Raw genomic sequence first — 23,548 nt, 5'->3', positions numbered from 1 at the left:
GCCGTTTTTATCCCTGTAGCCTAACGCCCCCCAGCTCTGCCTTCAATCGGCTCTGGCAGACAAGACTGTTCAAGTGGCCGAACAATCGTCACCTGCGTTAGCACTTGCTGCACTGGCACAGACGCAACGCGGGTCATGCCGATCCGTCAATCTCTTTGACGTTTACGTTAACGTTACCTATAGTCCGCTGAAACTACCGCGCGGCATCCTTGAACTAAAACAGTAAGAGGAGAAGGCCTGCCCACAAGGCGGGTTGCCGCTGACGCCACAAGCGAGCACAGGAGGAGAACCCACATGTCGATCCGCCATGTCGATCTGGAAGAAAAGTACACCGCGCCCACCGGGCAGGTATTCATGACCGGCATCCAGGCGCTGGTGCGCCTGCCGATGATGCAACAGGAGCGCGACCGCGCCGCCGGACTGAACACCGCCGGCTACGTCACCGGCTACCGCGGCTCGCCGCTCGGCAACGTCGACCTGTCGATGCAGAAGGCCGAGCCGTACCTCAAGCAGCACAACGTGGTGTTCCACCCGGGCATCAACGAAGACCTCGCCGCCACCGCGGTGTGGGGCACGCAGCAGGTCAACCTGTTTGACGGCGCCAAGTACGACGGCGTGTACGCCATGTGGTACGGCAAGGGCCCGGGGGTGGACCGCTCCGGCGACGTCATCAAGCACGGCAACGTGGCCGGCACCAGCCAGTTCGGCGGGGTGCTGCTGGTGGCGGGCGACGACCATGCCGCCAAGTCCTCCACCTTCCCGCACCAGTCCGACCACATCCTCGCCGCCAGCATGATCCCGGTGCTCAACCCGTCCGGGGTGCAGGAAGTGCTCGACTTCGGCCTGCACGGCTGGGCGATGAGCCGCTACTCCGGCTGCTGGGTGTCGATCAAGGCCATCACCGACACCGTGGAGAGCGCCGCCATCGTCGACGTCTCGCCCGAGCGCATCAACGTGGTGATCCCGGACGACTTCCCGCTGCCGCCGGACGGCCTCAACATCCGCTGGCCCGACACCCCGCTGGCGCAGGAAAAGCGCGTGCTGCACCACCGCCTGTACGCCGCGCTGGCCTACGCCCGCGCCAACCACCTCAACAGGATCGTGCTCGATTCGCCGCAGCCGCGCCTCGGCATCATCACCACCGGCAAGAGCTACCTCGACGTGATGCAGGCGCTCGACGACCTCGGCATCGACGAGGCGCTGGCGGCCGAGATCGGCCTCAGGATCTTCAAGGTCGGCATGACCTGGCCGCTCGAGCCGGAAGGCGTGCGCCACTTCGCCGAAGGGCTGGACGAGATCCTGGTGGTGGAAGAGAAGCGCCAGATCATCGAATACCAATTGAAAGAGCAGCTGTACAACTGGCGTGACGACGTGCGTCCGCGCGTGGTCGGCAAGTTCGCCGAGAAGGGCGAATGGGCGCTGCCGCACGGCGACTGGCTGCTGCCGGCGGCGGGCGAGCTGACCCCGGCCATGATCGCGCGCGCCATCGCCAGCCGCCTGGCGCTGATCTTCGACAGCCCGGTGATCCACGACCGCCTCAAGTTCTACGACGACAAGGAAGCGCAGCTGGTGCAGCCGCGCGAAGCGATCGCACGCGTGCCGCACTACTGCTCCGGCTGTCCGCACAACACCAGCACCAAGGTGCCCGACGGCAGCCGCGCGCTGGCCGGCATCGGCTGCCACTACATGGCCACCTGGATCGAGCCGCACACCAAGACCTTCAGCCAGATGGGCGGCGAAGGCGTGGCCTGGCTCGGCCAGGCGCCGTTCACCAACACCCGCCACGTGTTCGCCAACCTGGGCGACGGCACCTACTTCCACTCCGGGCTCTTGGCGATCCGCGCCGCCATCGCCGGCAAGGTCAACATCACCTACAAGATCCTCTACAACGACGCCGTGGCGATGACCGGCGGCCAGCACGTCGACGGCCCGCTCAACGTGCCGATGATCACGCGCCAGCTCGCTGCCGAGGGCGTCAAGCGCATCGTCATCACCAGCGACGAGCCGGAGAAGTACCAGAACGTGAAAGGGTTGGCCGAAGGCGTCGAGGTGTTCCACCGCCGCGAGCTCGACCGTCTGCAAAAGGAACTGCGCGAGACCGAAGGCACCACCATCCTGATCCACGACCAGACCTGCGCCGCCGAGAAACGCCGCCGCCGCAAGCGCGGCGACTACCCCGACCCGGCCAAGCGCGTGTTCATCAACGAACGCGTGTGCGAAGGCTGCGGCGACTGCAGCGTCAAGTCGGGCTGCCTGTCGGTGATGCCGGTGGAAACGCCGCTGGGACGCAAGCGCAAGATCGACCAGTCGAGCTGCAACAAGGACTACTCCTGCCTGGAAGGCTTCTGCCCGAGCTTCGTCACCGTCGAAGGCGGCAAGCTGCACAAGCCGGCGGCGGCTTCGGCCAACCTCTCGAGCCTGCCGCCGCTGCCCGCGCCGCTGGTGCCGTCGGCGCACCACCCCTACGGCATCATGGTCACCGGCGTCGGCGGCACCGGCGTGGTCACCATCGGCCAGGTGCTGGGCATGGCGGCCTACCTCGACGGCAAGGGCGTCACCGTGCTCGACATGGCCGGCCTGGCGCAGAAAGGCGGCTCGGTGTGGTCGCACGTGCGCATCGCCGACAACAAGGAGCAGCTGCACGCGGTGCGCATCGCCGCCGGCGACGCCAACCTGATCCTCGGCTGCGACCTGGTGGTGACCGCCGCCGAGGAGGCGCTGGCCAAGATGCGCGAGGGCTTCAGCCACGCCATCATCAACAGCTTCGAGTCGCCGACCAGCGCCTTCCTGAAGAATCCGGACCAGCGCTTCCCGGCGCGCAGCATGAAGGACGCCATCATCGAGTCGGTCGGCGCCGGCCACTACTCCGAGGTCAACGCCACCCGGCTCGCCACCTCCCTGCTCGGCGACGCCATCGCCAGCAACATGTTCATGCTGGGCTACGCCTGGCAGAAGGGGCTGGTGCCGGTGAGCGAGGAAGCGATCATGGAAGCGATCCGCCTCAACGGCGCCGCGGTGACCTTCAACCAGCAGGCCTTCTTCTGGGGCCGCCACGCCGCGCACGACCCGGCGCGCGTCGAGGCGCTGGTCACCCCCAACGCCGTGGTGCAGTTCGTTCCACGTGAAACACCGGACGCCGTGCTGCACCACCGCGCCCAGCTGCTCACCGCCTACCAGAACGCCGGCCTGGCCGAACGCTACAAGGCGCTGGTGCAACGCGTGAAGGCGGCCGAGGACGGCGTCAAGCCGGGCAGCCAGGCGCTGACGCTGGCGGTGGCCAAGAGCTACTACCACGTGCTGGCCTACAAGGACGAGTACGAGGTGGCGCGGCTCTACAGCGACGGCGAGTTCCTGCGTGCGCTGGACGGCACCTTCGAGGGCGACTACACGCTGCACTTCCAGCTCGGCGCCAGTTGGATGACCGGCGGCAAGGCCAAGAAGATCAGCGTCGGGCCGTGGATGCTGCCGGCGATGAAGGTGCTGGCCAAGCTGCGCTTCCTGCGCGGCACCCCGCTCGACGTCTTCGGCTGGCAAGCCGACCGGAAACTCGAACGCCGCCTGATCGGCGAGTTCGAAACCCTGGTCGACACCCTGCTCCAGGGGCTCAAGGCCGACAACCTCGCCAGCGCGGTGGAGCTGGCCAAGTTGGCCGAAGGCATCCGCGGCTTCGGCCCGATCAAGGACCGCAGCTACGCCTTCGCGCAGCAGAAGCAGCAGGAACTGCTGGCTGCCTTCGCCGGCAAGGGGAAGGTCGTCAAGGGCGTGGTGGCGGCCTAACCGGCTCCATTGGGCGGCTGTGCCTGCGCATCTTGATGCGCCGGCAGTACTGCGTGCGAATCCATCGCTGAGCAAATCAGAGATTGGCACGCAGTAATTCGCTCAGCGATCAGGAATCCTCATGTACTCCATGTACATTCCGGTTCCAGTGCGCTGGCGGCACTCAACCTGCTTTGGCTCGCTCGCACCACTGAAATAGGTGCCGAGCAAAGCACAAAAGAGTATTTCGAGGAGTGTTGGGCGCGGACCGGTTCCGCGCCTTTTTTTCGTCCCGGGCGGGACACACGCGCACCAGCGCGGCACCTCAGGACAGCATCAGGCTCAGCCGGCGCGCCTGCTCCAGCGCCTGGTCGCCCTGGCTGCACTCGTCCTCCCACACCCAGACCCCGTGCACCCGGTCCAGCGTCTCCACCAGCCAGACGCGTCCGCCGCTGCCCAGCGCCACCCGGCGCGCCCGCGCCGGTCGGCAATAGTTGAACATCACCAGTTCGCTGGTGATACCGGCCACGGCCTCCGGCTTGGCTTTCGACTTGAACTTGAACATGTTGACTCCGGGAATCTCGATCCGGCTGGATACAATGCAATCCTCGTGCCAGTTTCCGGCTCCTTTTGACAGCCGTGGAACCAACACCTAGCATGAATCCTCAAGCATCGACTCCGCACCAGAACGGCACGGCTCGAGAGAGCACTGCCGCCCGCCCAGAGGAGACCTCCAGCATGCACATCCGTGACGCGCGCCTCGCCGATCTGCCGCCGATTCTCGCCATCTACAACGACGTCATCGCCACCTCGACCGCGGTGTACTGCGACCTCCCCAGCACGCTGGAAGAGCGCCAGGCCTGGTTCGAGGGACGGCGGGCGCAGGGCTACCCGGTGCTGGTGGCGGAATACGGCGACGAAGTGGTCGGTTTCGCCAGCTTCGGCGATTTTCGCGCCTTTCCCGGCTTCCGCTACACCGTGGAGCACAGCGTGCACATCCACCGCGACCACCGCGGCCGCGGCATCGGCGAGCACCTACTGCTGGCGCTGTTTCCGCGCGCCCTGGCCCTGGGCAAGCACGTCATGGTGGGCGGGGTGGACGCCGCCAACGAGGGCTCGGTGCGTTTCCACGAGCGCCTCGGCTTCACCCAGGTCGGCCACATGCCGCAGGTCGGCTACAAGTTCGGCCGCTGGCTCGACCTGGTGTTCCTGCAGCGCTACCTCGACGCCCCGGACAGCCCGCGCGACTGAACGCCCTCCCCGCTTGCGACGGAAAACCGGACGCCCGGCCGGTTTTCCGTCGGCCTCGCCGCCCTTCAGCTCAGCCCGATGGCGAGGTAGACCGCATACAGCACGCCGTTGAACAGCAGGTGCCACACCCGGATGCGACCGGCCAGGTAGCGCAGCCAGCCCGCCGCCAGCAGGGTGATGGCGATGCCGGCGAAGACTTCCTTCTGCGGCGCCCACGGCGTCAGCGCGATGCCGATGGCCGGCAGCAGCGTGCCCTGGAACACCATGGCGCCGGTGATGTTGCCGAACGCCAGGGTGTCCTTGCGCTTGCGGATCCACAGGATGGAATTGATCTTTTCCGGCAGCTCGGTGGCGATCGGCACCACCATCAGCGCCAGCAGCAGCGCCGAGATACCCAGCCGGTGCGAGGCGCGGTCGACATGCTGGATGAAGCCGTCGGCACCGTACACCAGCAAGCCCAGCCCCAGCCCCAGCTGCAGCAGGATGGTCAGCCAGTTGGTCGGCAGACCGGCACGCGCCAGGAACATCATATCGCCCGCCTGGGTGGCGTGCCCCTCGCCGACCAGCGCCGCCGAGGCCTTCAGCGTGCGCAGGATATAGAGGAAATACAGCAGCACCAGCACGGCGCTGATGGCGGCGCGCACGAAGGGTTGCTCGTGCGGCACGAACATCGCCAGCGCCGCCAGGGAAAAGGCGCCGAGGAAGGTATCGAGGTCGCGCTTGAGGCCGCTCTTTTCCGGCCGCAGCGCGCCCTGCGCGCCCCGTTTCTGCCAGGCGAACAGCGTCATCAGGCAGGTCGACAGCGTCGACAGCATCAGCGGCGCGCCGAGAATGGCGCCGACGCCGATCTCCTCGCTGACCATGACGTCGCCGCTGGCGGTTCCGCCGAAAATGGCCAGTAGCGGCACCAGCGTCTCCGGCATGGCGGTGCCCACCGCGGCGAACAGCGACCCCGTCACCCCCTCGGAAATCCTCAGCTTCTCGCCCAGATGCTCCAGCGCGTTGGTGAACACCTCCGCCGCCACCAGGATCACCAGCAGCATCAGGCCCAGGCCGGCCAGTTCCGACACCATCGTCCGCGCTCCCCTTTTTCTGCTGCACGTGGCCCCCGCCCCGCTTCGCAGCGCCTTCCCTGCCCGTTATAGGCCGGCGTGGCGCAGCTGGACAGCCGGCCGGCGCCGCTTGTCCGGGTCGCCCGGCGCCGTCGCGCTGCCCTGTCCCGCGAGCGTGACGCGCTTGGCGCACACGGCGGCCGCTGCCCGCCACCCGACGTGGCGCGGCACGAGATCGGCGCCGCCACCGGCGCGGTCATAAAAAAAGCGCCGCGGTCATCCGCGGCGCTTTCCTGTTTGGTTTTGTTGCACTGTCGTTTTGCAGCGCTTACTTGTAGTTTCTCCACTCCTGAGTACGACTTAGCGCACTTCGACTACGATATCCTTAGTGAAGACTTTTTCGCAATACTTGCATTTCATTTTCGTGTCGTTCTTCACTGTTCTGACGTAAAAAAAGCTCTTTACCGGCTCTTTATGCGAAATGCAATTGGAGTTCGGGCAGGCGAACACGCCTTCGATCTCTTCCGGCAGCTCCAGCTTGTGCTTTTTCACCACCTCGAAGTTGGAAATCACGTTCACCGTGGCCTTGGGCGCGAACAGCGCCAGTTCGTTGGCCTGCTCCTCGGTGAGCGCGATGTTCTCGACCTTGACCACGTCCTTGCTGCCCATGTGGCGGCTTTGCAGGTTGAGGCCGACGGTGACGCGCTCGCCGGTTTCCACCAGCTGGAACAGGCGCAGGATCTTCAGGCCCTGACCGGCCGGGATGTGGTCGATCACGGTGCCCTCTTTCAGGGCTTCTACGTTGCGGGTGTATTGCATGGTCGTCCTTTCCTTGCTCGATCGGCTCACACGGTTTCGTTCAGCACCAGCGCCAGCAGCGCCTGGCGCGCGAAGACGCCGTTACGCGCCTGTTCGAAGTAGTAGGCGTGCGGGGTGTCGTCCACCGCCACCTCGATCTCGTCGACGCGCGGCAGCGGATGCATCACCTTCATGTTGGGGCGGGCGTGGTTCAGCATCTCGGCCTTGAGGATGTACTGGCCCTGGATCTGCTTGAATTCGGCCTCGTCGAAGCGTTCGCGCTGGATGCGCGTCATGTACAGGATGTCGACGTGCGGGATCACCTCTTCCAGCGACTCGGCCAGGGTGTAGGAGATGCCGCGCTCGTCCAGCTCCTCGCAGATGTAATCCGGCATCGCCAGCACTTCCGGCGCCACGAAGTAGAAGTGGCAGTTGAACAGCGACAGCGCCTGCGTCAGCGAGTGCACGGTGCGGCCGTACTTGAGGTCGCCGACGAAGGCCAGCGCCAGGTTTTCCAGCCGGCCCTGCGATTCCTTGATGGTGAACAGGTCGAGCAGGGTCTGCGACGGGTGCTGATTGGCGCCGTCGCCGCCGTTGATCACCGGCACCGCCGAGAATTCGCTGGCCAGGCGCGCCGCGCCCTCCTGGGGATGGCGCATCACCACCGCGTCGGTGTAGGAGCTGATGATGCGGATGGTGTCGGCCAGCGTCTCGCCTTTCTTGGCCGAGGTGTTGGCGCCGTCGGCGAAGCCGATCACGGTGCCGCCCAGGCGCTGGATCGAGGTCTCGAACGACAGCCGGGTACGGGTGGAGGGTTCGAAGAAGCAGCTGGCCACCACCTTGCCGGCGAGCAGGTCATGTCGCGGCGCCGCCTTGAGGCGACCGGCGGTTTCCACCACCAGCTCGAGCTCCTCGCGGGTGAAATCGGGGATGGAAATGATGTGCTTCCGGTACAGGGGATTGGCCATGGTGCGGGTTCCTCGCGGTGTGATTCCATTTACAGAGCAAACCTGCCGCCCGCCTGGGCGGGCAGTTTTGCTCTGGAAACGCGATAACGGGTCTCTCACAGATAAAAAAAAGCTCCTGACGGCTCAGGAGCTGATTTTGACAACACGCCTCGCCCGGGTTCCCCGGCGCACGGCAACGCGTCTTTCCCGCCCTGGCGGGCGGTGGCGGCATCGCAGAACAGAAAGCGTACGCGGCACATGGGGTTGATCCGAACAAAACCGTCGAATTATAAGCCGAAACCGGCCGGCTGATAAGCACCCGTTTGGTGCGGTGGCGCCGCGCCACCGCACCCGGCCCGCTCAGAGGCGGAAATGGCCCACCAGTTGCTCGAGGTTGGCCGAAAGCGCGTGCAGCTGCTCCGCCGCGGCCGAGACCTCCTGCACCACGTCGCGGTTGGACTGCGCCATGGCGCTGATCTGCTCGACGTGGCGCGCGATCTCGGCGCTGGCCGAGGACTGCTCGCGCGTGGCGGCGGCGATGTCGACGATGTTGCCGACCAGCTGCTGGCTGCAGTGGGACACCTGCTGCATGCTGCCGTCGGCGGCCTGGGCGACGCCGACGCTGCTCACCGCGCGTTCGCGGCTGCCGTCCACCTCGCGCACCGCATCGCGCGTCTCGCGGCCGATGGCCTCGACGATGCGGCCGATCTCCAGCGTCGCCTCGGCGGTGCGCCCGGCGAGGTTGCGCACCTCGTCGGCCACCACGGCGAAGCCGCGCCCCTGCTCGCCGGCGCGCGCCGCCTCGATCGCGGCGTTGAGCGCCAGGAGGTTGGTCTGGTCGGCGATGTCGCGGATCACGCGCACGATGCTGCTGACCTCTTCCGAGCGGCTGCCCAGGGCGCCCATGCGCTCGGCCAGCGCGTGCATGTCGCCGGTCATCGAGTGGATCTCGGCCGCCACGCGCTTGACCGTGGCCACGCTCTGGTCGGTGATGGCGCCGGTCTGGCGCGCCAGTTCCTCGGCGCGGCCGGCCGAATCGGCGATGTGCTGCACGCTGGTGCTGACCTGTTCCACCCCGGCGGCGGTGGCGCTGGCGGTGTCCGACTGCGCCGCCGAAGCCTGCTCAACCTGGCCCGCCGACGCCGTCAGCCGCGCCGCCGCCTCGGCCACCGCGTGGCTCTGCTCGCGCACCCCGACGAACATCCCGTGCAGGCTATCGATGAAGCGGTTGAAGGCGGTGGCGGTGCGGCCGATCTCGTCGCGGTTGGCGATGGCGATGCGCGCGGTGAGGTCGCCTTCACCTGACGCCAGCTGCTCCATGGTGTCGGCCAGCTGGTTGAGCGGCCGGGTCAGCGCGCCGACCACCAGCGCCAGGATGGCGATGATGGCAATCAGCGCCAGCACGCCGATCAGGATCGCGCTGTTGCGCAGCTTGAGCGCCGGCGCGGTGATGGCGGCGCTGGGAATGCTGACGCCGAGCGACCAGAACTGGCCGGTGTCGCCGATCTTGACCGGGAAGAAGAAGTGGGTGAAACCGTCGGCCTCGAACACGAAGTTCTCGCCCTGGCGGATCTGCAGCAGCTTCTCGCCCAGCGCCTCGTCCTTGCCGACCGGCTTGCCCACCTTGGCCGGATCAGGGTTGGCCACGTACATGCCGCCCTCGGACACCAGCCGCACGTAGCCGGTCTGGTACAGCCGGATGAAGCCGTAGCGCTGCTGCAGCGCGTCGAGCGCCAGGTCGGTGGCGGAGACGCCGATAAACTTGTCGTCCTGGTCCTTGATCATCGTCACCAGCGAGCTCTCCAGCACCTTCTTGCCCTGCACCTCGTAGAAGAACGGTTCGGTGATGGTGTCGCGGCCGCGCTGCTTGGGCACGTAGTAGTAATCGCCCCAGCCCGGCTTCTCGTAGTCGGGCTGGTAGCTCTGCGGGTTGTCCTTGTACTTCGGGAAGGCCTTGACCCGCTCGGCGTCCAGCATCACGTCCATCTTGGCGTGGCCGGAGGCGTCGCGCGTGACGTAGGGGGTGTAGCGCCCGGTGGGGTCGTGGCGCGGCCAGTCGAGGCGGTAGGTGTCGTCGCGGCCGTCCAGCGCGTTGGGCTCCCACAGCATCCACAGCCCGATGTTCTGCGGCGAGTGGTCGAGCATCGTGACGATCATGCCGTCGACCACCTTGCGCTCGGGCGGCGCCGTCTTCTTCAGCCCCAGCACCGCCTCGGCGAGGTGATGCGGCAGGGCCATGTTCTGCCCCAGTTCGGCCTCGACCTGGCGCGCGTAACCCTGCGCCTGCTCCGACGCCAGCTGGTAGCCCTGCTCCAGCGCGCTGTCGTAGCTGATCTTGGCGATCAGCCCCACCATCACGGCAAAGCCCAGCGCCACCGACAAGCCGCCGATCAGGGTGATCTTGCGGCTGAGTTTTCCCCACTTCTCTTTCGTTCTCATGGCTGACGTTTCCCCTGCTTGGGTTGTGGGCCTGTTGCCGGCCCTGTGCTCGCAGGCTTGCCCTCGACTCGGCGATTACCGCAGAATGCAGGCAAGAAATGCGCTTTATTTTCAATAATTTCTTATCAAACCCGTCGTGACAGGTTAATGATCACGACGCCACTCTCCCGGCGCCGCGATCCTAGTCCCTCTGCCTCGGTGCCAATTGAATGAAAACGACATACCACTGCGGTTTTTTGCCATGATCAAGTGCATCGATATCGCCGACTTGAAGCCGGGCATGTTCATCCACGACCTCAACTGCGACTGGATGAGCCATCCCTTTCTGCGCAACCGCTTCGTCATCGGCAGTGAGGGAGAGATCGACAAAATCCGCCACGCCGGCATCCATCAGCTCTATATCGACACCGGCAAGGGGCTGGACGTGGCGCACGCGCCCACCGTGGCCGAGGTGAAACAGCAGCTGGAACAGGAAATCCGCACCTTTGCCGAGGGCAAGAGCCAGTTGCCGCGCCGGGTAGACGCGGCCGAGGAGTTCGGCCAGGCGCGGCGCATCCACGCCGAGGCGCACCAGATCGTGCGCGACATCATGCAGGACGTGCGGCTGGGACGGCAGGTGCAGCTGGAGCGGGTGGAACCGACGGTGGAGAAGATGACCACCTCGATCCTGCGCAATAACGACGCCCTGCTGGCGCTGTGCCGCATCAAGAACAAGGACGACTACACCTTCCTGCATTCGGTCAGCGTGGGCGCGCTGATGGTCAGCTTCTCGCGCGCCATGGAGCTGGAGCACGGGACGCTGCACCACGCCGGCGTGGGCGGCATGATGCACGACATCGGCAAGATGACGGTGCCCGACGCCATCCTCAACAAGCCGGGCAAGCTGAACGAGAGCGAGTTCGCCGTGATGAAGTGCCACGTGGTGGCCAGCGAGAAGATCCTGCGCCAGACTCCGGGCATCTCCGCCATCGCGATCGAGGTGGCGGCGCAGCACCACGAACGCCACGACGGCAGCGGCTACCCGCGCGGCCTCAAGGGCGACCAGATTTCCGAGCTGGGGCAGATGGCGGCGATCGTCGACGTCTACGACGCGCTCACCTCGGACCGCTGCTACCACCGCGGCATGACTCCGACCGACGCCTTGCGCAAGATCTACGAATGGTCGAAGTTCCACTTCAACCCGACGCTGGTGCAGGCGTTCATGCGCAGCACCGGCATCTACCCGGTGGGCACGCTGGTGCGGCTGGAAAGCGGCAAGCTGGCAGTGGTGGTGGAGCAGAGCGAGAGCAATATGCTCACCCCCAAGGTCAAGGCCTTCTTCAGCACCAAGAGCAACAGCTACATCACGCCGCTGCTGATCGACCTGGCGCGCGGCCTGGGCCAGGGCGGCGGCGACCGCATCGTGCGCCACGAATCGCCGGAGCAGTGGGGCGTCGACCCGCTGCGCTTTCTGTAAGGTATCGTGCCGGCGCGCTCAGGGCGCCGGGTACTTGCGCGCATTCTTCACCAGCTTGTCGCGCACCGCCGCGTCGAGGTCGACGCCGGTGACGCTGGCCAGCCGCACCAGGTACATCAGCACGTCGGCCAGTTCCTCCTGCAGATGGGTGAAGCGCGCCGGGTCTTCGGCCAGCCTGGCCGCCTCGTCGTCGGAGAGCCACTGGAAGATTTCCGCCAGTTCCCCCACCTCGCCGGTCAGCGCCAGCACCAGGTTGCGCGCGGTGTGGTAGCGCGGCCAGTCGCGTTCGAGGGCGAACTGCTCCAGGGCGGCGGCGAGGCCGCTACTGTCGATCAGGGGGTGGGTCATACGAGGCGGCTCCTTGGGAATGGAGCGACAGTGTTTCACGTGAAACCGGCGTTGGCAAAACCCGGCCGTGCCGTCACGCAGTGGCACGTTCAGCGAAACCGGCCGGCGCGCAGCGCCAGCCCGGCCCGTTGGCCCCGGCAGGGGTAGCGCCGCACCGCCGCGAGCGAGGCCCGCCGCCCGGCCCGGCCGTCACAACTCCTCGTGGATCCAGGCCCAGGCGGCCGGGGTCTCCTCGCTCGGGAAATAACGCAGCGAGGCCAGCGTGAACGGCCGCACCAGCTTCACCATCCATTCCTGCCAGGTCTCGTCGCCGACCACGGCGATGCGCTCGAAATCGGCGTAGTGGCGGGTACCGAACTTCATGTCGTCCCACACCGCGTGCAGGTCCCAGCCGTGGAAGTCGTCGAACTGGGCGTACAGCCGCGCCTTATTGCCGCCGCGCAGCGCCGCTTCCACCAGCGGCTCCAGCGTGCGGTAATCGACGTCGTGCAGCGTGCCGCGCAGCTTGATGGCCACCACCCGGGACGAGGGGCTTGTCAGCGTTTCGATCATCGTCGTCTCCTTGCGCCATACCCTATTTTCAGTATGGCTCGCCCAGCGGCGCGAAGGGGCGCAAATGACGGCCGCGCCGGCTACGGCGTGGTCTTGCCTTCGGCGGCGTCGATTTGCTGCTGCAACTGCTGGTTCTGGCTGTCGACGGTGTGCTGCACCGCCTTGGCCTGCTCCAGCATCTCGCGTTGCGGCGCGGCGATCCTGGCGGGCGGCGGCGGTTCACAGGCGGCGAGCGCCAGCAGCAGGAAAACGATGGGATAACGCATAACCAGCCCCCCCCCCACTCACCAGAGTCTGGTTGCATTCTAGGCACTTACAAATAATTAAAAAAGCATAATAGGCTGTGGTCACCACCTACTAATTGACCTCTCCACTTGGCATGGCCCTGCAACTCACGCATTGCTGTTACAGCCGCGGTTTGAGAACGAAAATGGGCGGTCTTGAGGATTAAAATTATGAATTCGTAATTTTTACTAAATATTTACGATTTTTACGTAAACAATTTTTTGCTAAATTGCATGGAGCGGTATCAATAACTTTTCATAAAGGCTCATGTAATGAATATCTCTGACCATCATAAGCTCTCCAAAATCGAGACTCGCAATTTGCTGCGTCATGCCACGGCTCAAAGCTCCACTCGAGAGGTTGCTCTTCTGATTGGTGTAGCAGATCCAAGAATCTCTGAAGGTAAGGAAGGTAAGTGGCAATTAAACATCGAACAAGCTAACAAAATTCGAAGCGAACACGGTGAGCCACGCGCAGCCGCTGGTATGTTTGTCTATGGAGAGCTTTGGCAATCCATAGAAGAGTTAATAACTTATACAACGGAGGTTGCAAAATGGCGACAGTGGCAAAGAATTGTCAGGGTCCTCACACATTCCAATTTCGGGCACTCCATAGACCAGCTCGTTTATCTCAACAATCAAAGCCTCTCAAAAAAATCGGACAAATTATTAGCATTATTCGAATTAGCTAATGAACCAGCATTTATTACTTGGTTTACCAAATCAAAAGAAAGCCTGCAACAAAATACCAAATTTTTCCATAGCGACGACTGGGATAAAGAAAAATTACAAGATATCGCTCAAGACAATGGATTTACTTTTTATTTTCATTCAATCCGCGATAAATCAGAGCTTGCCATCTTGCTATTGCTTCTCGGTTGTCTGAAGGAGCAGGAACATTCCATACAAGATAAAACCGGATACAGCCCTTTCGATTTGTTCAAATTACAAGACAAACAATCGCTACCAGCGCTTCCTGACAAAATTAGATCTACCGCAACAGAGCGTGAGATGGTAGTGACAGGGGATGTAGTTTGGGACGACCTTCTATCTCTTGAAGGAGTCCCGAAACAAGAAAGCATGTTGCAGCTTGGCATTTCCTATCGGCATATCGATAGCGCTGGCTTTAAATTTTTCTTTGAGCCACCACTGAAAACCATCTGCCAAGATGAATTTAACTATGCAGCCATTCGCGTCATGCTGACAAAAGACCTTAATTATCACATAGTCATCAATCTAGAAAGTTCAAAAAGAATGCAACAATGTCGCTACCACAACGAGGCTAATGAGCTCATCAGCCTTAATGACAGCATAGATGAAAGAGGCGAGTTGAAAAGGCTGATGGTGATAAGAAACATCCGGGGAGCCGAGTTGTTCAATAACATTCTCAGTGCCTATGAGTGGCTTGGCGCGGAAAAACCTAATTTGATGAAACTCAAGGAAGAAATTGCCAAACAGGGAGGCTATGTTCCGGGAGCAGTTTATTTAGAGTAAAAGTAGGCAAATGAAAACCACGGCCAACCTAAAAGGTTGGCCGAAGAACGGGGAATTACGCCGGGCGCTGCTTGAAGAAGGTGATCGGCGCGCTGGCCGGGATTTCGGACGGCGGCGGCGACTTGAGGACGTGCTTCTTCATCTTGCCCATGACGTGCATCTCGCACGGGCGGCATTCGAATTTCAGGGTATAGGTCTCGTTGCCGGACTTGAGCACCATCGGGTCGGCGCGCACCTGCCCCATCACCCCCTTCACCCCCTTGGCCTGTTTCGGGCACAGGTTGTAGGAGAAGCGCAGGCAGTGCTTGGTGATCATCAGGCTCACCTCGCCCTCTTCCTGGTGCGCCTCGTAGGCCGGTTCGATCACCTCGACGCCGTGCTTTTTGTAGAAATCCCACGCCAGCGCGTTGTAGACGTTGGCCAGATAGCTCAGGTTCTTTTCCGGGTACGGCACCGGCGGCTCCACCGGTGCCTTGCGCGGCTGACGCGGCCAGGCGGCGAGGCGCGCCGCTTCCAGCCGCTCGATGGCGTCGCGGCGCAGGCCGTTGACCACCGAGGCCGGCACGAACCAAGGCTGGGACAGATGCAGCGCCACGTCGTGCGCCTGGAACATGGTGTTGCCGAGCTTGGCGAGATTGTCGCGCAGCCCGGCCTCGGCGCGGGCGGCGTCCTTGGCGGGCTCTAGCGCCATCGGGACGCTGGCCGTGGCGCTGCAGCCGTCCTCGTCGGTGACGGTCAGCGCCAGGCCGTCGGCGCTCTCGGAGAGCGTCAGCCACACCCCGACGCGGCGCTCAGCCGACTTCTTCAGCAGCGCCAGCTCCCAGGCGTGGTCGCGGTTGCGGCTGAGGTCGGTGCCGGGCTTGAGGCCGGCCAGCACGCTCGGGTCGTTCGGCTCGCAGCGCCACAGCAGGTCGCCGCCGGGCACCTTGCCGACCTGCTTCACGGTGTTGAACTGCATGCCCACCACTTCGCGCTTCTTCATGAAGTTGATGCCGTCGCCGTTGGACATGGTCTCGGGGGTGGCAATCTCCAGCCAGGTCTCGCCCACCTGGTGCACCGTGCCCAGCGCCACGCCGACAAATTTGGGCGAATCGAAGGCGCCGATGTCCTGCTTGCGGCCGGTGGCGAAGTAGTCGGTGGCGCCGCGGTGGAAGGTCTTGTCCGGGTCCGGCGCGAAGAAGATCTCGCTGCTGCCGCTGGAGGCCGGTGCCAGCTCCGGACGGCGCTCGATGATCTCGTCCAGCAGCAGGCGGTAGTGCGCGGTGATGTTCTTGACGTAGCTGACGTCCTTGTAGCGTCCCTCGATCTTCAGCGAGCGCACCCCGGCGTCCAGCAGCGCTTCCAGGTTGGTGCTCTGGTTGTTGTCCTTCATCGACAGCAGGTGTTTGTCGAACGCCACCACGCCGCCCTTCTCGTCGGTCAGGGTGTACGGCAGACGGCAGGCCTGCGAGCAGTCGCCGCGGTTGGCGCTGCGCCCGGTGTCGGCGTGGCTGATGTAGCACTGCCCGGAGAACGCCACGCACAGCGCGCCGTGGATGAAGTATTCGATGGTGGCGGGGTCGGCGCTCTCTGCCACGCTCTGTGCGATCTTGGCGATCTGCGGGATGGTCAGCTCGCGTGCCAGCACGATCTGGCTGAAGCCGGCGTCGGACAGGAAGCGCGCCTTGTCGGCGTCGCGGATGTCGCACTGGGTCGAGGCGTGCAGCTGGATCGGCGGCAGGTCCATCTGCAGGATACCCATGTCCTGGACGATCAGCGCGTCCACGCCGGCGTCGTACAGTTGCCAGATCAGCTTGCGCGCCGGCTCCAGCTCGGCGTCGTGCAGGATGGTGTTGAGCGTGGCGAAGATGCGCGCATGGTAGCGGTGCGCGAATTGCACCAGCCCGGCGATGTCCTCCACGCTGTTGCAGGCGTTGTGGCGCGCCCCGAAGGAGGGCCCGCCGATGTACACCGCATCCGCCCCGTGCAGGATCGCCTCGCGCCCGATCTCGGCGCTCTTGGCGGGGGACAACAGTTCGACTTGGTGCGGCAACAGACTCATGCGACGGCTTCCTTGCTGGGGGGTGGGGGTGCGCGCGGGCACGCGACAGGGGCGGAAGTATAGCGGAATCAGGGATTTAGGTGTAGGTCGGAAGCCTGACTGAGCAAGGTAGTGCAGCGTTGCGAAGGAACGGCGTTCCGCCATCAGCGACGATGACAGGACCGGTGGCGTAACCCCCGGCTCATGCCGGGGTATCCGCCCGACCTGGGACGACCCACATCGGTGTAGGGCGGAAGCCGCGCAGCGGCGTTCCGCCATCAGCCACGATGACGGAAAGATGGAGCGCGCTGTGGCGGAACCCCCGGCTTATGCCGGGGTATCCGCCCTACCCGATGACGCGGAAGATGTCCCAGCGCTGCGTGCCGGACACCACGTGCGGCTCCAGCGCGCGGCTCCACGCCGCGTGCGCGTCGAGCGAGCCGAGCTTGCGCCATACCGCGTCGAGTTCGGCCAGATCGGCGATCTCGACCTCGGACTGGATGGTGGACTCCCTGGCGCCGATCGAGCCGTTCAACAGCCGCACCCGCTCGGGGGTCCAGCCGACCTGCGAACCGATCTCGCGCAACCAGCGCTGCATCTCCGCCACCACCTCGGGCTTGTGGCCGAACTTGGCCTCGATACTCCAGCGGGCGATCATCATGATGGGTCTCCTTACCTAGCTGTCGAGAGCCCGTTTGCGCCGGCACCAGCACCCGCCGCCGTCAGGCTCACCCCCAGCATAGGCCATGCCACCCACCGCGCCAGCGCCATCGCGCCGGCCCAACGCTATTGGCTCAGCAAGGTCGCCAGCTCGTCCACCGCCTCGGCCCACTCGGCGTCGCTTTCCAGCGCCTGGCGCAGAAAATCGGCCTGCGCCGCGCTCCAGAACGGCGCATCGGCCACCTCCATGCCGTGCTCCAGCCGATGCTTGGCCAGAAACGCGTCGATCGCCGCGGCGTCGCCGCCCAGGCCGAGTTGCTGGAACAGCTGCGGCAGTTCGTGCTTACCGGTATCCATGCCGTTCTCCTTGTGGTGATGAAATAGGGAATAAGGACTCACACAGACAGCTTAGTCGCTGCGCCGGCAGGGGGAAGGCCAAAACGCGCAAACAGCGCCAAGCTCCCCCTCCCCCATTTGCTATAGTCATGCCTTCCCCCTCACCATGCCATCGCCATGACCACGGTTCACCTCTCGCCCAGCGCCGCCCGCCACCTGCATCTGGCCGCCCAGGGCCTGTTGACGCCGCCCAGGCGCCGAGCCGGCAAGGGCGACGTGCTGGCGGCGATCCGGCGCATGGCCTTGTTGCAGATCGACACCATCCACGTGCTGGCCAGGAGCCCCTACCTGGTGCTGTTCAGCCGGCTCGGCCACTACGACCCGGCCTGGCTGGACGAATTGCTGGCCGAAGGGGCGTTGTTCGAGTACTGGGCGCACGAGGCCTGCTTCGTGCCGTCTGAGGACTACTGCCTGCTGCGCCACCGCATGCTCGACCCGGCGGGCATGGGCTGGAAGTACTCGGTGGCGTGGATGGACAAGCACCGCGCCGAGATCGAACAGCTGGTCCAACACATCCGCGTAAACGGCCCGGTGCGCTCGGCGGATTTCGCACGGCAGGGCGGCAAGGGCGACGGCTGGTGGGACTGGAAGCCGGAAAAGCGCCACCTCGAGGTGCTGTTCACCGCCGGGCGGCTGATGGTGGCGGCGCGCCAGCGTTTCCAGCGCGTCTACGACCTGGCGGAACGGGTGCGCCCGGACTGGGACGACGCGCGCGACCTGCCGCCGCCGGAAGCCGCGCGGCACGAATTGATCCGCCACAGCTGCCACGCGCTGGGGGTGGTCAAGGCGGGCTGGGTGGCGGACTACTACCGCCTCAAGCGCGGCCGCTACGACGCCGCGCTGCACGCGCTGGCCGACGCCGGCGAGCTGCTGCCGGTGCGCATCGAGGGCTGGCAGCACGACGCCTTCGTGCACGCCAGCCTGGCCGACGAACTCGCACTGGCGGCAGACGAGCGGCTCAAGGCCAGCGCCACGGCGCTGCTGTCGCCGTTCGACCCGGTGGTGTGGGACCGCCGCCGCGCCGCCGAGCTGTTCGGCTTCGACTACCGGCTGGAGTGCTACACCCCGGCGCCGCAGCGCCAGTACGGCTACTTCGTGCTGCCCATCCTGCAGCGCGGCCGGCTGGTGGGGCGGCTGGACGCCAAGGCACACCGCGCGCAGGGGGTGTTCGAGGTCAAGGCGCTGTACCTGGAGCCGGGGGTGCGCGTGACGCCGCGCCTGACCACCGACCTGCGCGCCGCCCTCGCCAAGCTGGCCGCCTGGCACGGCACGCCGCAGCTGGCGGTCCAACAGGCACCGGACGGGCTGGCCGCCGCGCTGGCGGGGACGGGAGGCGCCTGAAGGGGGCCGGCGCCCTCCCAGGCCACGCCGAGGAACTTCCACCGCGCGAATTGCCTCTGACCTATTCCAGATGACGTGGAGAAATCTCTATGCCGAAGTCTTACCTTCCCCTCGCAATCGCGCTGGCGCTGGGGCTTGCCGCCTGCAGCGACAAACAGACGACCAAACTGCAGCAGTCGGCCTCGGACGCGATCGGCGCAGTGCATAGCACCGTCGAGGCAGCAAGCGCCCCGGTGGGCGAGCTGAAACAGGAAGCCAGCGCCGCGCTGGGCACGGCGGCCAACAAGGTCGGGAGCGCCGCGGCGGCCCTCAAACCCGAACTGAAACAACAGATGGACAAGCTGAAGCAGCAAGCTTCGGCGGTGAAGGAAGCGGTCAAGGGGCTACAGGAGCATTAAGCCCGCCGGCCCGACAAAACGGCAGCCTTAGGCTGCCGTTTTTCATGCGGATCGTCCGGATGTCCGGCACGCCTGCCGCGCGGCGGCGCAATCCAGCACCATCGTCAGCGAGCGGGGGTAAGCAACTCGCCGTGCCAACCGTCCGCCTCGCGGCGCGCCAGCACCAGGCACTCGCCCGCACCCGGCGCCGCGACAACGGGCTCGCCGCCGGGTGCCCAGAAGGCGCTGCGCCCGGCCGGGGTCCAGCCGCCGGTCGGGGCGGCGTGGTTGGCCATCAGCACGGCGAAGCCGTGCTCGGACGCGTAGCGTTGCAGCAGGGCGGTATCGGCGGCGTAGCCGGCCTCCGACACCAGCACCGCGGCGGCGTACAGCGCGGCCCCGGTGGTGGCCGCCGCCTGCGGATGCCGCGGGTTGGCGATGTCGGCGCAGATGGCCAGCGCCAGTGGCTCGCCGGCCACGGCAAACAGCGGCTCGCCCGGACCGGCGCTGGCATAAGCCTGCTCGCCGTCGTGCAGGTATTGCTTGCTGTGCAGCGTGGTGCTGCCGTCAGGCCGGAAGACGATGGCGCCGATGTGCGGACGCACCGTGCCACTGGCGAGCGGCGCCCCGGCGACAATGGTGAGGCGGTATTCGCGGGCGGCCTCGCGCAACGGCTCCAGCCGCGCATCGTGTGGCGCGAGTACGCACTCGGCCAGCAAGGCCAGCTCGTAGCCGCACAACGACAGCTCGGGGAACACCACGATGTCGGCTCCGGCGTCGGCGGCGGCACGGACGTAGCGCAGGTGATCGCACACGTTGGCCGCGATATCGCCGCGGACGGAGGCCGACTGGGCGGCCGCCAGGCAAAGAGTCGCTTGCGTCATTGCCGCACCTCAGGGCCGTTACCGACGCCCCCACACAAACATCTCCCGATTTGCTCCATTTTTCCTCCCCAGTCCTGGCCTAGCATGGAATCACGACGCGCCGCAGCGAGCACGCGCTCAGACCGCAACATACCATACCGTTGATGACAAACGGGACAGCCCGCTTCGGCCAACCCTGGCGCCGGGTTCAGCCCAGCAACCGGCGGTACTGCACGAAGCCGGAACGCTCGGCGATGCGGTCGTACAGCTGCATGGCGTCACGGTTGGTCTCGTGCGTCAGCCAGTGCACGCGCGAGCAGCCATCCGCCGCCGCCTGACGGTAGACGTGCTCGATCAGCCGGCGTCCGACGCCGCGGCCACGCCCCCCCTCGGCCACGTACAGGTCCTGCAGGTAGCAGTAGTCGCCCACGGTCCAGCACGAACGGTGGTAGACGGTGTGCACCAGCCCGACGGCCTCGTCGCCCTGCCAGGCCAGATAGGCGGCCATCGGTTCGGCCGGATCGAGCAGGCGCTGCCAGGTGACGGCGCTGGTGGCCTCGGCAATCGTGGTTTTGTAGAACGCCTGGTAGCCCAGCCAGAGCGGCAGCCAGGCGGCGTGGTCGGCGGCGCTCGCGGCGCGGATGTGCAGTTCGGTGCTCAAAGTTGGCTCCTGCGGGGGACGATCGCCACAGCATGCCGCAGGCCGCGCCGCGGCGACAGAACCACTCGCCGCCGCCGTCAGGGAACCACTGGCACGGTACGCCCGGTGCCCCGGCTCAGGAACGGTACCGTTGCACCAAGACAACAAATGAGCCCGATTTTTCGATCATCTGCCGCGATCGGTGGAGTTAAGTCTGCATTAAGACGGCGCTCCTACCCTGAATGGCAGCAAGTAAACAGGAGTACATCATGTTGAAAAATTCCCAGCACAGTTATGGCTGGCTGGCCCGTGCCCTGCACTGGCTGTCCGCCCTGGCCGTCATCGCCGCCCTGGCCTTCATCGAATTCAAGGATGTCTTTCCCAAGGGCACGCCGCTGCGCGACGCCATGAAATTCGGCCATTTCCAGGCCGGTCTGATCGTGTTGCTGCTGGTGCTGCCGCGCCTGCTGTGGCGTCTCGGCAACCGCGTGCCCGAGATCACCCCGGCGCCGCACAGGCACAGCGCGGCGCTGGCCAAGCTCGCGCACTGGGTGCTGTACGCCCTGATGCTGGCCTTGCCGCTGCTGGGGATCGCGATCGTGCAGGGCAGCGGTCACGAACTGGCGTTCTTCGGCCAACCCCTGCCGGTGCTGTTCACGCTGGACCGCGCCACCGCCCACGACCTGAAAGAAGTGCACGAAACGCTCGGCAACGTGCTGTTGTGGCTGGTGATCGGGCACGCCGCCGCCGCGGTATGGCACCACCGCTTCGTCAAGGACAACACCCTCACCCGCCTCACCGGCCCGCTGCGCTGACCGGGCAATGGCGATGCCGCAACAAAAAAGGTTGGCCGAAGCCAACCTTTTTCTTTGCCCGATCGCCTGAACTCCGCTCAGGCGCCCTCGCCCAGCCCCTGCTGCGTCAGCAGCAGCAGGTCGAGCGACGCAAGCCCTCCACCCTGCCGGAGCAGGATCAGCTCGTCGCGATGCGCCTGCGCCAGCGTTTCCACCAGTTCCTCACCCTTGGCCAGCAGGCTCACCTCGACGCAGCGGCGGTCTTCCCTTCCCGGGCGGCGCTGCACCAGGCCTTGCGCCTCGCAGCGCGACACCAGCCCCACCACACTGTGATGATGCGACTGCAGCCGTTCGGCCAGCTCGGCCACGGAGGCCCAGTCCCGCCCCGGATAGCCGCGCAATTGCAGCAGCAGCTGGTATTGCTGCGGGGTCAGGCCGTGCTGTTGCGCCAGCTCCTCGCTGAAACGCAGAAACAGGCGTAAGCGGTAACGGAAATCGGCCAGGTGCTCGAAATCGCGTTTCGACAGGGAAGAATGGAAGGTCATGGCTGGATCGCGGGCTGAATTCTGGGGCACCCTAGCACAAATCGCCCTCCCGCCCTACAGCAGCGGCAGCACCAGCAGCCCGATCACCAGCGCCCACAGCAGCGCCCCGACCGAAAACACCGTGTAGGTGACCGACAGCGTCCGCACCCAGTGATCGTGCTCGAACAAGGCGTCCAGCCCGTGCAGGATCAGCCCGGCCGAGGCGAACAGCCCGGTGACCCCCGCCAACAGGTTGAACAGCGGGCTCGGCACCATCAGCGTCAGGGCGGACAGCCAGATCGGCAGCGGAGCGATCGCCGCCAGACGGTAGCAGTCGCGGTACGCCAGCGGCCGGGTGCTGCGCACCGAGTGCCGGATCACGTAACCCATCAGGGGCACGCACAGCCAGCTCACCAGCAGGAACAGCAGCGCGACGTAGCACCACTGACGGAAGGGCACCGCGGGCGCGTACACCTCGCCGTGAAAGTACGCGGCGTACACGATCATCGCGCTGCTGAGCAGCGACGCCGGCAGCACCACCTTGCCGAAGCTGGCTGCCAGCGAGGGATGGCTCCTGGCCAATTCATCCCAGCCGTCTTCCGACGATATCAGCATGCGAACGGGCGTAAGCAGACTCATGGCAAAGCTCCTTGGTTTACGGCGATGGCCCCTCTAATATATCGCATTGCGATATATTTACAAGCCACCATTTCACTCGCCGTGCCAGCGGATCCACCCAGGATGGCCCGCACCGGGGTCACGCGGCATCCCTCCCCTCCGCCGCCGGTGCAAAAAAAAACGGACCGCCTCGGCGGTCCGTTCACGTCGGCACTAACCGGCCTCGGTTCAGATCTTGTCGTACAGCTTGGCGCCGCCCTTGACGAACTCGATCGACTTCACCTCCATGCCCTTGGCCAGCGCCTCCTCTTCGGCCAACCCTTGCTGCGCGGCGAAGTCGCGCACGTCCTGGGTGATCTTCATCGAGCAGAAGTGCGGGCCGCACATCGAGCAGAAGTGCGCCACCTTGGCCGAGTCCTTCGGCAGCGTCTCGTCGTGGAAGCTGCGCGCGCGGTCCGGGTCGAGGCCGAGGTTGAACTGGTCTTCCCAGCGGAACTCGAAGCGCGCCTTGGACAGCGCGTTGTCGCGGATCTGCGCGCCCGGGTGGCCCTTGGCCAGGTCGGCGGCGTGCGCGGCCAGCTTGTAGGTGATGATGCCTTCCTTGACGTCGTCCTTGTTCGGCAGGCCGAGGTGCTCCTTCGGCGTGACGTAGCACAGCATGGCGGTGCCGTACCAGCCGATCTGCGCGGCGCCGATGGCCGAGGTGATGTGGTCGTAGCCGGGGGCGATGTCGGTGGTCAATGGGCCCAGGGTATAGAACGGCGCCTCGTGGCACCACTCCAGTTCCTTGTCCATGTTCTCCTTGATCAGCTGCATCGGCACGTGGCCCGGGCCTTCGATCATCACCTGCACGTCGTGCTTCCAGGCGATCTGGGTCAGTTCGCCCAGGGTCTTCAGCTCGCCGAGCTGCGCGTCGTCGTTGGCGTCCCATACCGAAC

23 protein-coding genes are annotated in these 23,548 nt (G+C 65.3%); 7 read left to right on the top strand and 16 right to left on the bottom strand.

All coding sequences use genetic code 11. The features are described from left to right. Positions 1 to 294 precede the first annotated feature (294 nt). Positions 295 to 3,777 carry an indolepyruvate ferredoxin oxidoreductase family protein gene (locus AC3WG5_RS17685; RefSeq protein WP_492569931.1) on the top strand — a complete coding sequence of 1,161 codons (3,483 nt, stop codon included), beginning with the start codon at positions 295 to 297 and terminating at the stop codon, positions 3,775 to 3,777. A 304-nt stretch (positions 3,778 to 4,081) separates the two neighbouring features. Here the strand turns inward: AC3WG5_RS17685 and AC3WG5_RS17680 are convergent, their stop codons facing one another. Then, complete coding sequence (locus AC3WG5_RS17680) at positions 4,082 to 4,321, bottom strand: hypothetical protein (RefSeq protein WP_008955435.1); 240 nt, start codon at positions 4,319 to 4,321, stop codon at positions 4,082 to 4,084. Positions 4,322 to 4,494: 173 nt separating this feature from the next. On the opposite strand from AC3WG5_RS17680, the gene AC3WG5_RS17675 reads away from it, so the two are divergent. Further along, the gene (locus tag AC3WG5_RS17675) at positions 4,495 to 5,007 is read left to right on the top strand and encodes a GNAT family N-acetyltransferase (RefSeq protein ID WP_492569929.1); all 513 of its coding nucleotides are present in this window, start codon (positions 4,495 to 4,497) and stop codon (positions 5,005 to 5,007) included. 65 nt (positions 5,008 to 5,072) lie between these two features. Here AC3WG5_RS17675 and AC3WG5_RS17670 read toward each other — a convergent pair whose 3' ends face one another. The 4 genes from AC3WG5_RS17670 to AC3WG5_RS17655 all read right to left on the bottom strand — a co-directional run bounded on the left by AC3WG5_RS17670 (position 5,073) and on the right by AC3WG5_RS17655 (position 10,243). Further along, positions 5,073 to 6,080: a sodium:calcium antiporter gene (locus tag AC3WG5_RS17670; protein ID WP_294867978.1), complete on the bottom strand. Its 1,008-nt coding sequence runs from the start codon at positions 6,078 to 6,080 to the stop codon at positions 5,073 to 5,075. A 339-nt stretch (positions 6,081 to 6,419) separates the two neighbouring features. Then, positions 6,420 to 6,878: an aspartate carbamoyltransferase regulatory subunit gene (gene pyrI, locus AC3WG5_RS17665; protein WP_008955432.1), complete on the bottom strand. Its 459-nt coding sequence runs from the start codon at positions 6,876 to 6,878 to the stop codon at positions 6,420 to 6,422. Positions 6,879 to 6,904: 26 nt separating this feature from the next. Further along, entirely contained in the window at positions 6,905 to 7,825 is a 921-nt protein-coding gene (gene pyrB / locus AC3WG5_RS17660) for an aspartate carbamoyltransferase (protein WP_008955431.1), read from the bottom strand. A gap of 339 nt (positions 7,826 to 8,164) precedes the next feature. Further along, on the bottom strand, positions 8,165 to 10,243 hold the full coding sequence (locus AC3WG5_RS17655) for a methyl-accepting chemotaxis protein (protein WP_492569928.1): 2,079 nt from the start codon (positions 10,241 to 10,243) through the stop codon (positions 8,165 to 8,167). A gap of 241 nt (positions 10,244 to 10,484) precedes the next feature. On the opposite strand from AC3WG5_RS17655, the gene AC3WG5_RS17650 reads away from it, so the two are divergent. Beyond that, on the top strand, positions 10,485 to 11,699 hold the full coding sequence (locus AC3WG5_RS17650; protein WP_492569927.1) for an HD-GYP domain-containing protein: 1,215 nt from the start codon (positions 10,485 to 10,487) through the stop codon (positions 11,697 to 11,699). Between the two features lie 18 nt (positions 11,700 to 11,717). Here the strand turns inward: AC3WG5_RS17650 and AC3WG5_RS17645 are convergent, their stop codons facing one another. The 3 genes from AC3WG5_RS17645 to AC3WG5_RS17635 all read right to left on the bottom strand — a co-directional run bounded on the left by AC3WG5_RS17645 (position 11,718) and on the right by AC3WG5_RS17635 (position 12,865). Beyond that, positions 11,718 to 12,047, bottom strand: a complete 330-nt coding sequence (locus tag AC3WG5_RS17645) for a nucleotide pyrophosphohydrolase (RefSeq protein WP_014088810.1) — start codon at positions 12,045 to 12,047, stop codon at positions 11,718 to 11,720. A 189-nt stretch (positions 12,048 to 12,236) separates the two neighbouring features. Next, positions 12,237 to 12,599: a SpoIIAA family protein gene (locus tag AC3WG5_RS17640; protein WP_294867936.1), complete on the bottom strand. Its 363-nt coding sequence runs from the start codon at positions 12,597 to 12,599 to the stop codon at positions 12,237 to 12,239. An 80-nt stretch (positions 12,600 to 12,679) separates the two neighbouring features. Next, complete coding sequence (locus AC3WG5_RS17635) at positions 12,680 to 12,865, bottom strand: hypothetical protein (RefSeq protein WP_492569924.1); 186 nt, start codon at positions 12,863 to 12,865, stop codon at positions 12,680 to 12,682. A 291-nt stretch (positions 12,866 to 13,156) separates the two neighbouring features. On the opposite strand from AC3WG5_RS17635, the gene AC3WG5_RS17630 reads away from it, so the two are divergent. Then, on the top strand, positions 13,157 to 14,377 hold the full coding sequence (locus AC3WG5_RS17630; RefSeq protein ID WP_492569922.1) for a hypothetical protein: 1,221 nt from the start codon (positions 13,157 to 13,159) through the stop codon (positions 14,375 to 14,377). Positions 14,378 to 14,432: 55 nt separating this feature from the next. Here the strand turns inward: AC3WG5_RS17630 and AC3WG5_RS17625 are convergent, their stop codons facing one another. The 3 genes from AC3WG5_RS17625 to AC3WG5_RS17615 all read right to left on the bottom strand — a co-directional run bounded on the left by AC3WG5_RS17625 (position 14,433) and on the right by AC3WG5_RS17615 (position 17,414). Continuing rightward, the gene (locus tag AC3WG5_RS17625; protein WP_492569921.1) at positions 14,433 to 16,418 is read right to left on the bottom strand and encodes a peptidase U32 family protein; all 1,986 of its coding nucleotides are present in this window, start codon (positions 16,416 to 16,418) and stop codon (positions 14,433 to 14,435) included. 325 nt (positions 16,419 to 16,743) lie between these two features. Continuing rightward, on the bottom strand, positions 16,744 to 17,058 hold the full coding sequence (locus tag AC3WG5_RS17620) for a hypothetical protein (protein ID WP_008955423.1): 315 nt from the start codon (positions 17,056 to 17,058) through the stop codon (positions 16,744 to 16,746). Between the two features lie 125 nt (positions 17,059 to 17,183). Then, positions 17,184 to 17,414, bottom strand: coding sequence for a DUF2789 domain-containing protein (locus AC3WG5_RS17615; RefSeq protein WP_085276589.1), 231 nt, complete (start codon positions 17,412 to 17,414; stop codon positions 17,184 to 17,186). 156 nt (positions 17,415 to 17,570) lie between these two features. Between AC3WG5_RS17615 and AC3WG5_RS17610 the strand changes: the two genes are divergently transcribed. Further along, entirely contained in the window at positions 17,571 to 18,794 is a 1,224-nt protein-coding gene (locus AC3WG5_RS17610; RefSeq protein ID WP_492569918.1) for a winged helix-turn-helix domain-containing protein, read from the top strand. Between the two features lie 89 nt (positions 18,795 to 18,883). Then, the gene (locus AC3WG5_RS17605) at positions 18,884 to 19,192 is read left to right on the top strand and encodes a hypothetical protein (protein WP_008955420.1); all 309 of its coding nucleotides are present in this window, start codon (positions 18,884 to 18,886) and stop codon (positions 19,190 to 19,192) included. A 104-nt stretch (positions 19,193 to 19,296) separates the two neighbouring features. On the opposite strand, the gene AC3WG5_RS17600 is transcribed toward AC3WG5_RS17605, so the two are convergent. Further along, complete coding sequence (locus AC3WG5_RS17600) at positions 19,297 to 20,055, bottom strand: carbon-nitrogen hydrolase family protein (RefSeq protein ID WP_492569917.1); 759 nt, start codon at positions 20,053 to 20,055, stop codon at positions 19,297 to 19,299. Positions 20,056 to 20,242: 187 nt separating this feature from the next. Beyond that, complete coding sequence (locus AC3WG5_RS17595; RefSeq protein WP_492569915.1) at positions 20,243 to 20,695, bottom strand: GNAT family N-acetyltransferase; 453 nt, start codon at positions 20,693 to 20,695, stop codon at positions 20,243 to 20,245. A gap of 248 nt (positions 20,696 to 20,943) precedes the next feature. On the opposite strand from AC3WG5_RS17595, the gene AC3WG5_RS17590 reads away from it, so the two are divergent. Continuing rightward, positions 20,944 to 21,489, top strand: coding sequence for a cytochrome b (locus tag AC3WG5_RS17590; protein WP_482583738.1), 546 nt, complete (start codon positions 20,944 to 20,946; stop codon positions 21,487 to 21,489). Positions 21,490 to 21,566: 77 nt separating this feature from the next. Here AC3WG5_RS17590 and AC3WG5_RS17585 read toward each other — a convergent pair whose 3' ends face one another. From AC3WG5_RS17585 to AC3WG5_RS17575, 3 genes are all read right to left on the bottom strand, one after another. Continuing rightward, positions 21,567 to 22,013 (bottom strand): MarR family winged helix-turn-helix transcriptional regulator, encoded by a 447-nt coding sequence (locus AC3WG5_RS17585; RefSeq protein ID WP_014088802.1) that lies wholly within the window; start codon positions 22,011 to 22,013, stop codon positions 21,567 to 21,569. 54 nt (positions 22,014 to 22,067) lie between these two features. Next, entirely contained in the window at positions 22,068 to 22,631 is a 564-nt protein-coding gene (locus AC3WG5_RS17580; RefSeq protein WP_085276597.1) for a YIP1 family protein, read from the bottom strand. Positions 22,632 to 22,838: 207 nt separating this feature from the next. Next, a partial coding sequence (locus AC3WG5_RS17575) for a phosphomethylpyrimidine synthase ThiC (protein ID WP_492569913.1) occupies positions 22,839 to 23,548 on the bottom strand: 710 nt, incomplete at its 5' end.

The sequence above is a fragment of the Pseudogulbenkiania sp. FW507-F1 genome (assembly GCF_058781125.1).
The sequence above is the reverse complement of the archived record's forward strand: the minus strand, read 5'-3'. Positions and strand labels throughout refer to the sequence as shown.

Bases quoted from the DNA above. Each gene is read 5' to 3' on its own strand.
- AC3WG5_RS17685 (WP_492569931.1), top strand. From the start codon at position 295: ATGTCGATCCGCCATGTCGATCTGGAAGAAAAGTACACCGCGCCCACC.
- AC3WG5_RS17680 (WP_008955435.1), bottom strand. From the start codon at position 4,321: ATGTTCAAGTTCAAGTCGAAAGCCAAGCCGGAGGCCGTGGCCGGTATC.
- AC3WG5_RS17675 (WP_492569929.1), top strand. From the start codon at position 4,495: ATGCACATCCGTGACGCGCGCCTCGCCGATCTGCCGCCGATTCTCGCC.
- AC3WG5_RS17670 (WP_294867978.1), bottom strand. From the start codon at position 6,080: ATGGTGTCGGAACTGGCCGGCCTGGGCCTGATGCTGCTGGTGATCCTG.
- pyrI (WP_008955432.1), bottom strand. From the start codon at position 6,878: ATGCAATACACCCGCAACGTAGAAGCCCTGAAAGAGGGCACCGTGATC.
- pyrB (WP_008955431.1), bottom strand. From the start codon at position 7,825: ATGGCCAATCCCCTGTACCGGAAGCACATCATTTCCATCCCCGATTTC.
- AC3WG5_RS17655 (WP_492569928.1), bottom strand. From the start codon at position 10,243: ATGAGAACGAAAGAGAAGTGGGGAAAACTCAGCCGCAAGATCACCCTG.
- AC3WG5_RS17650 (WP_492569927.1), top strand. From the start codon at position 10,485: ATGATCAAGTGCATCGATATCGCCGACTTGAAGCCGGGCATGTTCATC.
- AC3WG5_RS17645 (WP_014088810.1), bottom strand. From the start codon at position 12,047: ATGACCCACCCCCTGATCGACAGTAGCGGCCTCGCCGCCGCCCTGGAG.
- AC3WG5_RS17640 (WP_294867936.1), bottom strand. From the start codon at position 12,599: ATGATCGAAACGCTGACAAGCCCCTCGTCCCGGGTGGTGGCCATCAAG.
- AC3WG5_RS17635 (WP_492569924.1), bottom strand. From the start codon at position 12,865: ATGCGTTATCCCATCGTTTTCCTGCTGCTGGCGCTCGCCGCCTGTGAA.
- AC3WG5_RS17630 (WP_492569922.1), top strand. From the start codon at position 13,157: ATGAATATCTCTGACCATCATAAGCTCTCCAAAATCGAGACTCGCAAT.
- AC3WG5_RS17625 (WP_492569921.1), bottom strand. From the start codon at position 16,418: ATGAGTCTGTTGCCGCACCAAGTCGAACTGTTGTCCCCCGCCAAGAGC.
- AC3WG5_RS17620 (WP_008955423.1), bottom strand. From the start codon at position 17,058: ATGATGATCGCCCGCTGGAGTATCGAGGCCAAGTTCGGCCACAAGCCC.
- AC3WG5_RS17615 (WP_085276589.1), bottom strand. From the start codon at position 17,414: ATGGATACCGGTAAGCACGAACTGCCGCAGCTGTTCCAGCAACTCGGC.
- AC3WG5_RS17610 (WP_492569918.1), top strand. From the start codon at position 17,571: ATGACCACGGTTCACCTCTCGCCCAGCGCCGCCCGCCACCTGCATCTG.
- AC3WG5_RS17605 (WP_008955420.1), top strand. From the start codon at position 18,884: ATGCCGAAGTCTTACCTTCCCCTCGCAATCGCGCTGGCGCTGGGGCTT.
- AC3WG5_RS17600 (WP_492569917.1), bottom strand. From the start codon at position 20,055: ATGACGCAAGCGACTCTTTGCCTGGCGGCCGCCCAGTCGGCCTCCGTC.
- AC3WG5_RS17590 (WP_482583738.1), top strand. From the start codon at position 20,944: ATGTTGAAAAATTCCCAGCACAGTTATGGCTGGCTGGCCCGTGCCCTG.
- AC3WG5_RS17585 (WP_014088802.1), bottom strand. From the start codon at position 22,013: ATGACCTTCCATTCTTCCCTGTCGAAACGCGATTTCGAGCACCTGGCC.
- AC3WG5_RS17580 (WP_085276597.1), bottom strand. From the start codon at position 22,631: ATGAGTCTGCTTACGCCCGTTCGCATGCTGATATCGTCGGAAGACGGC.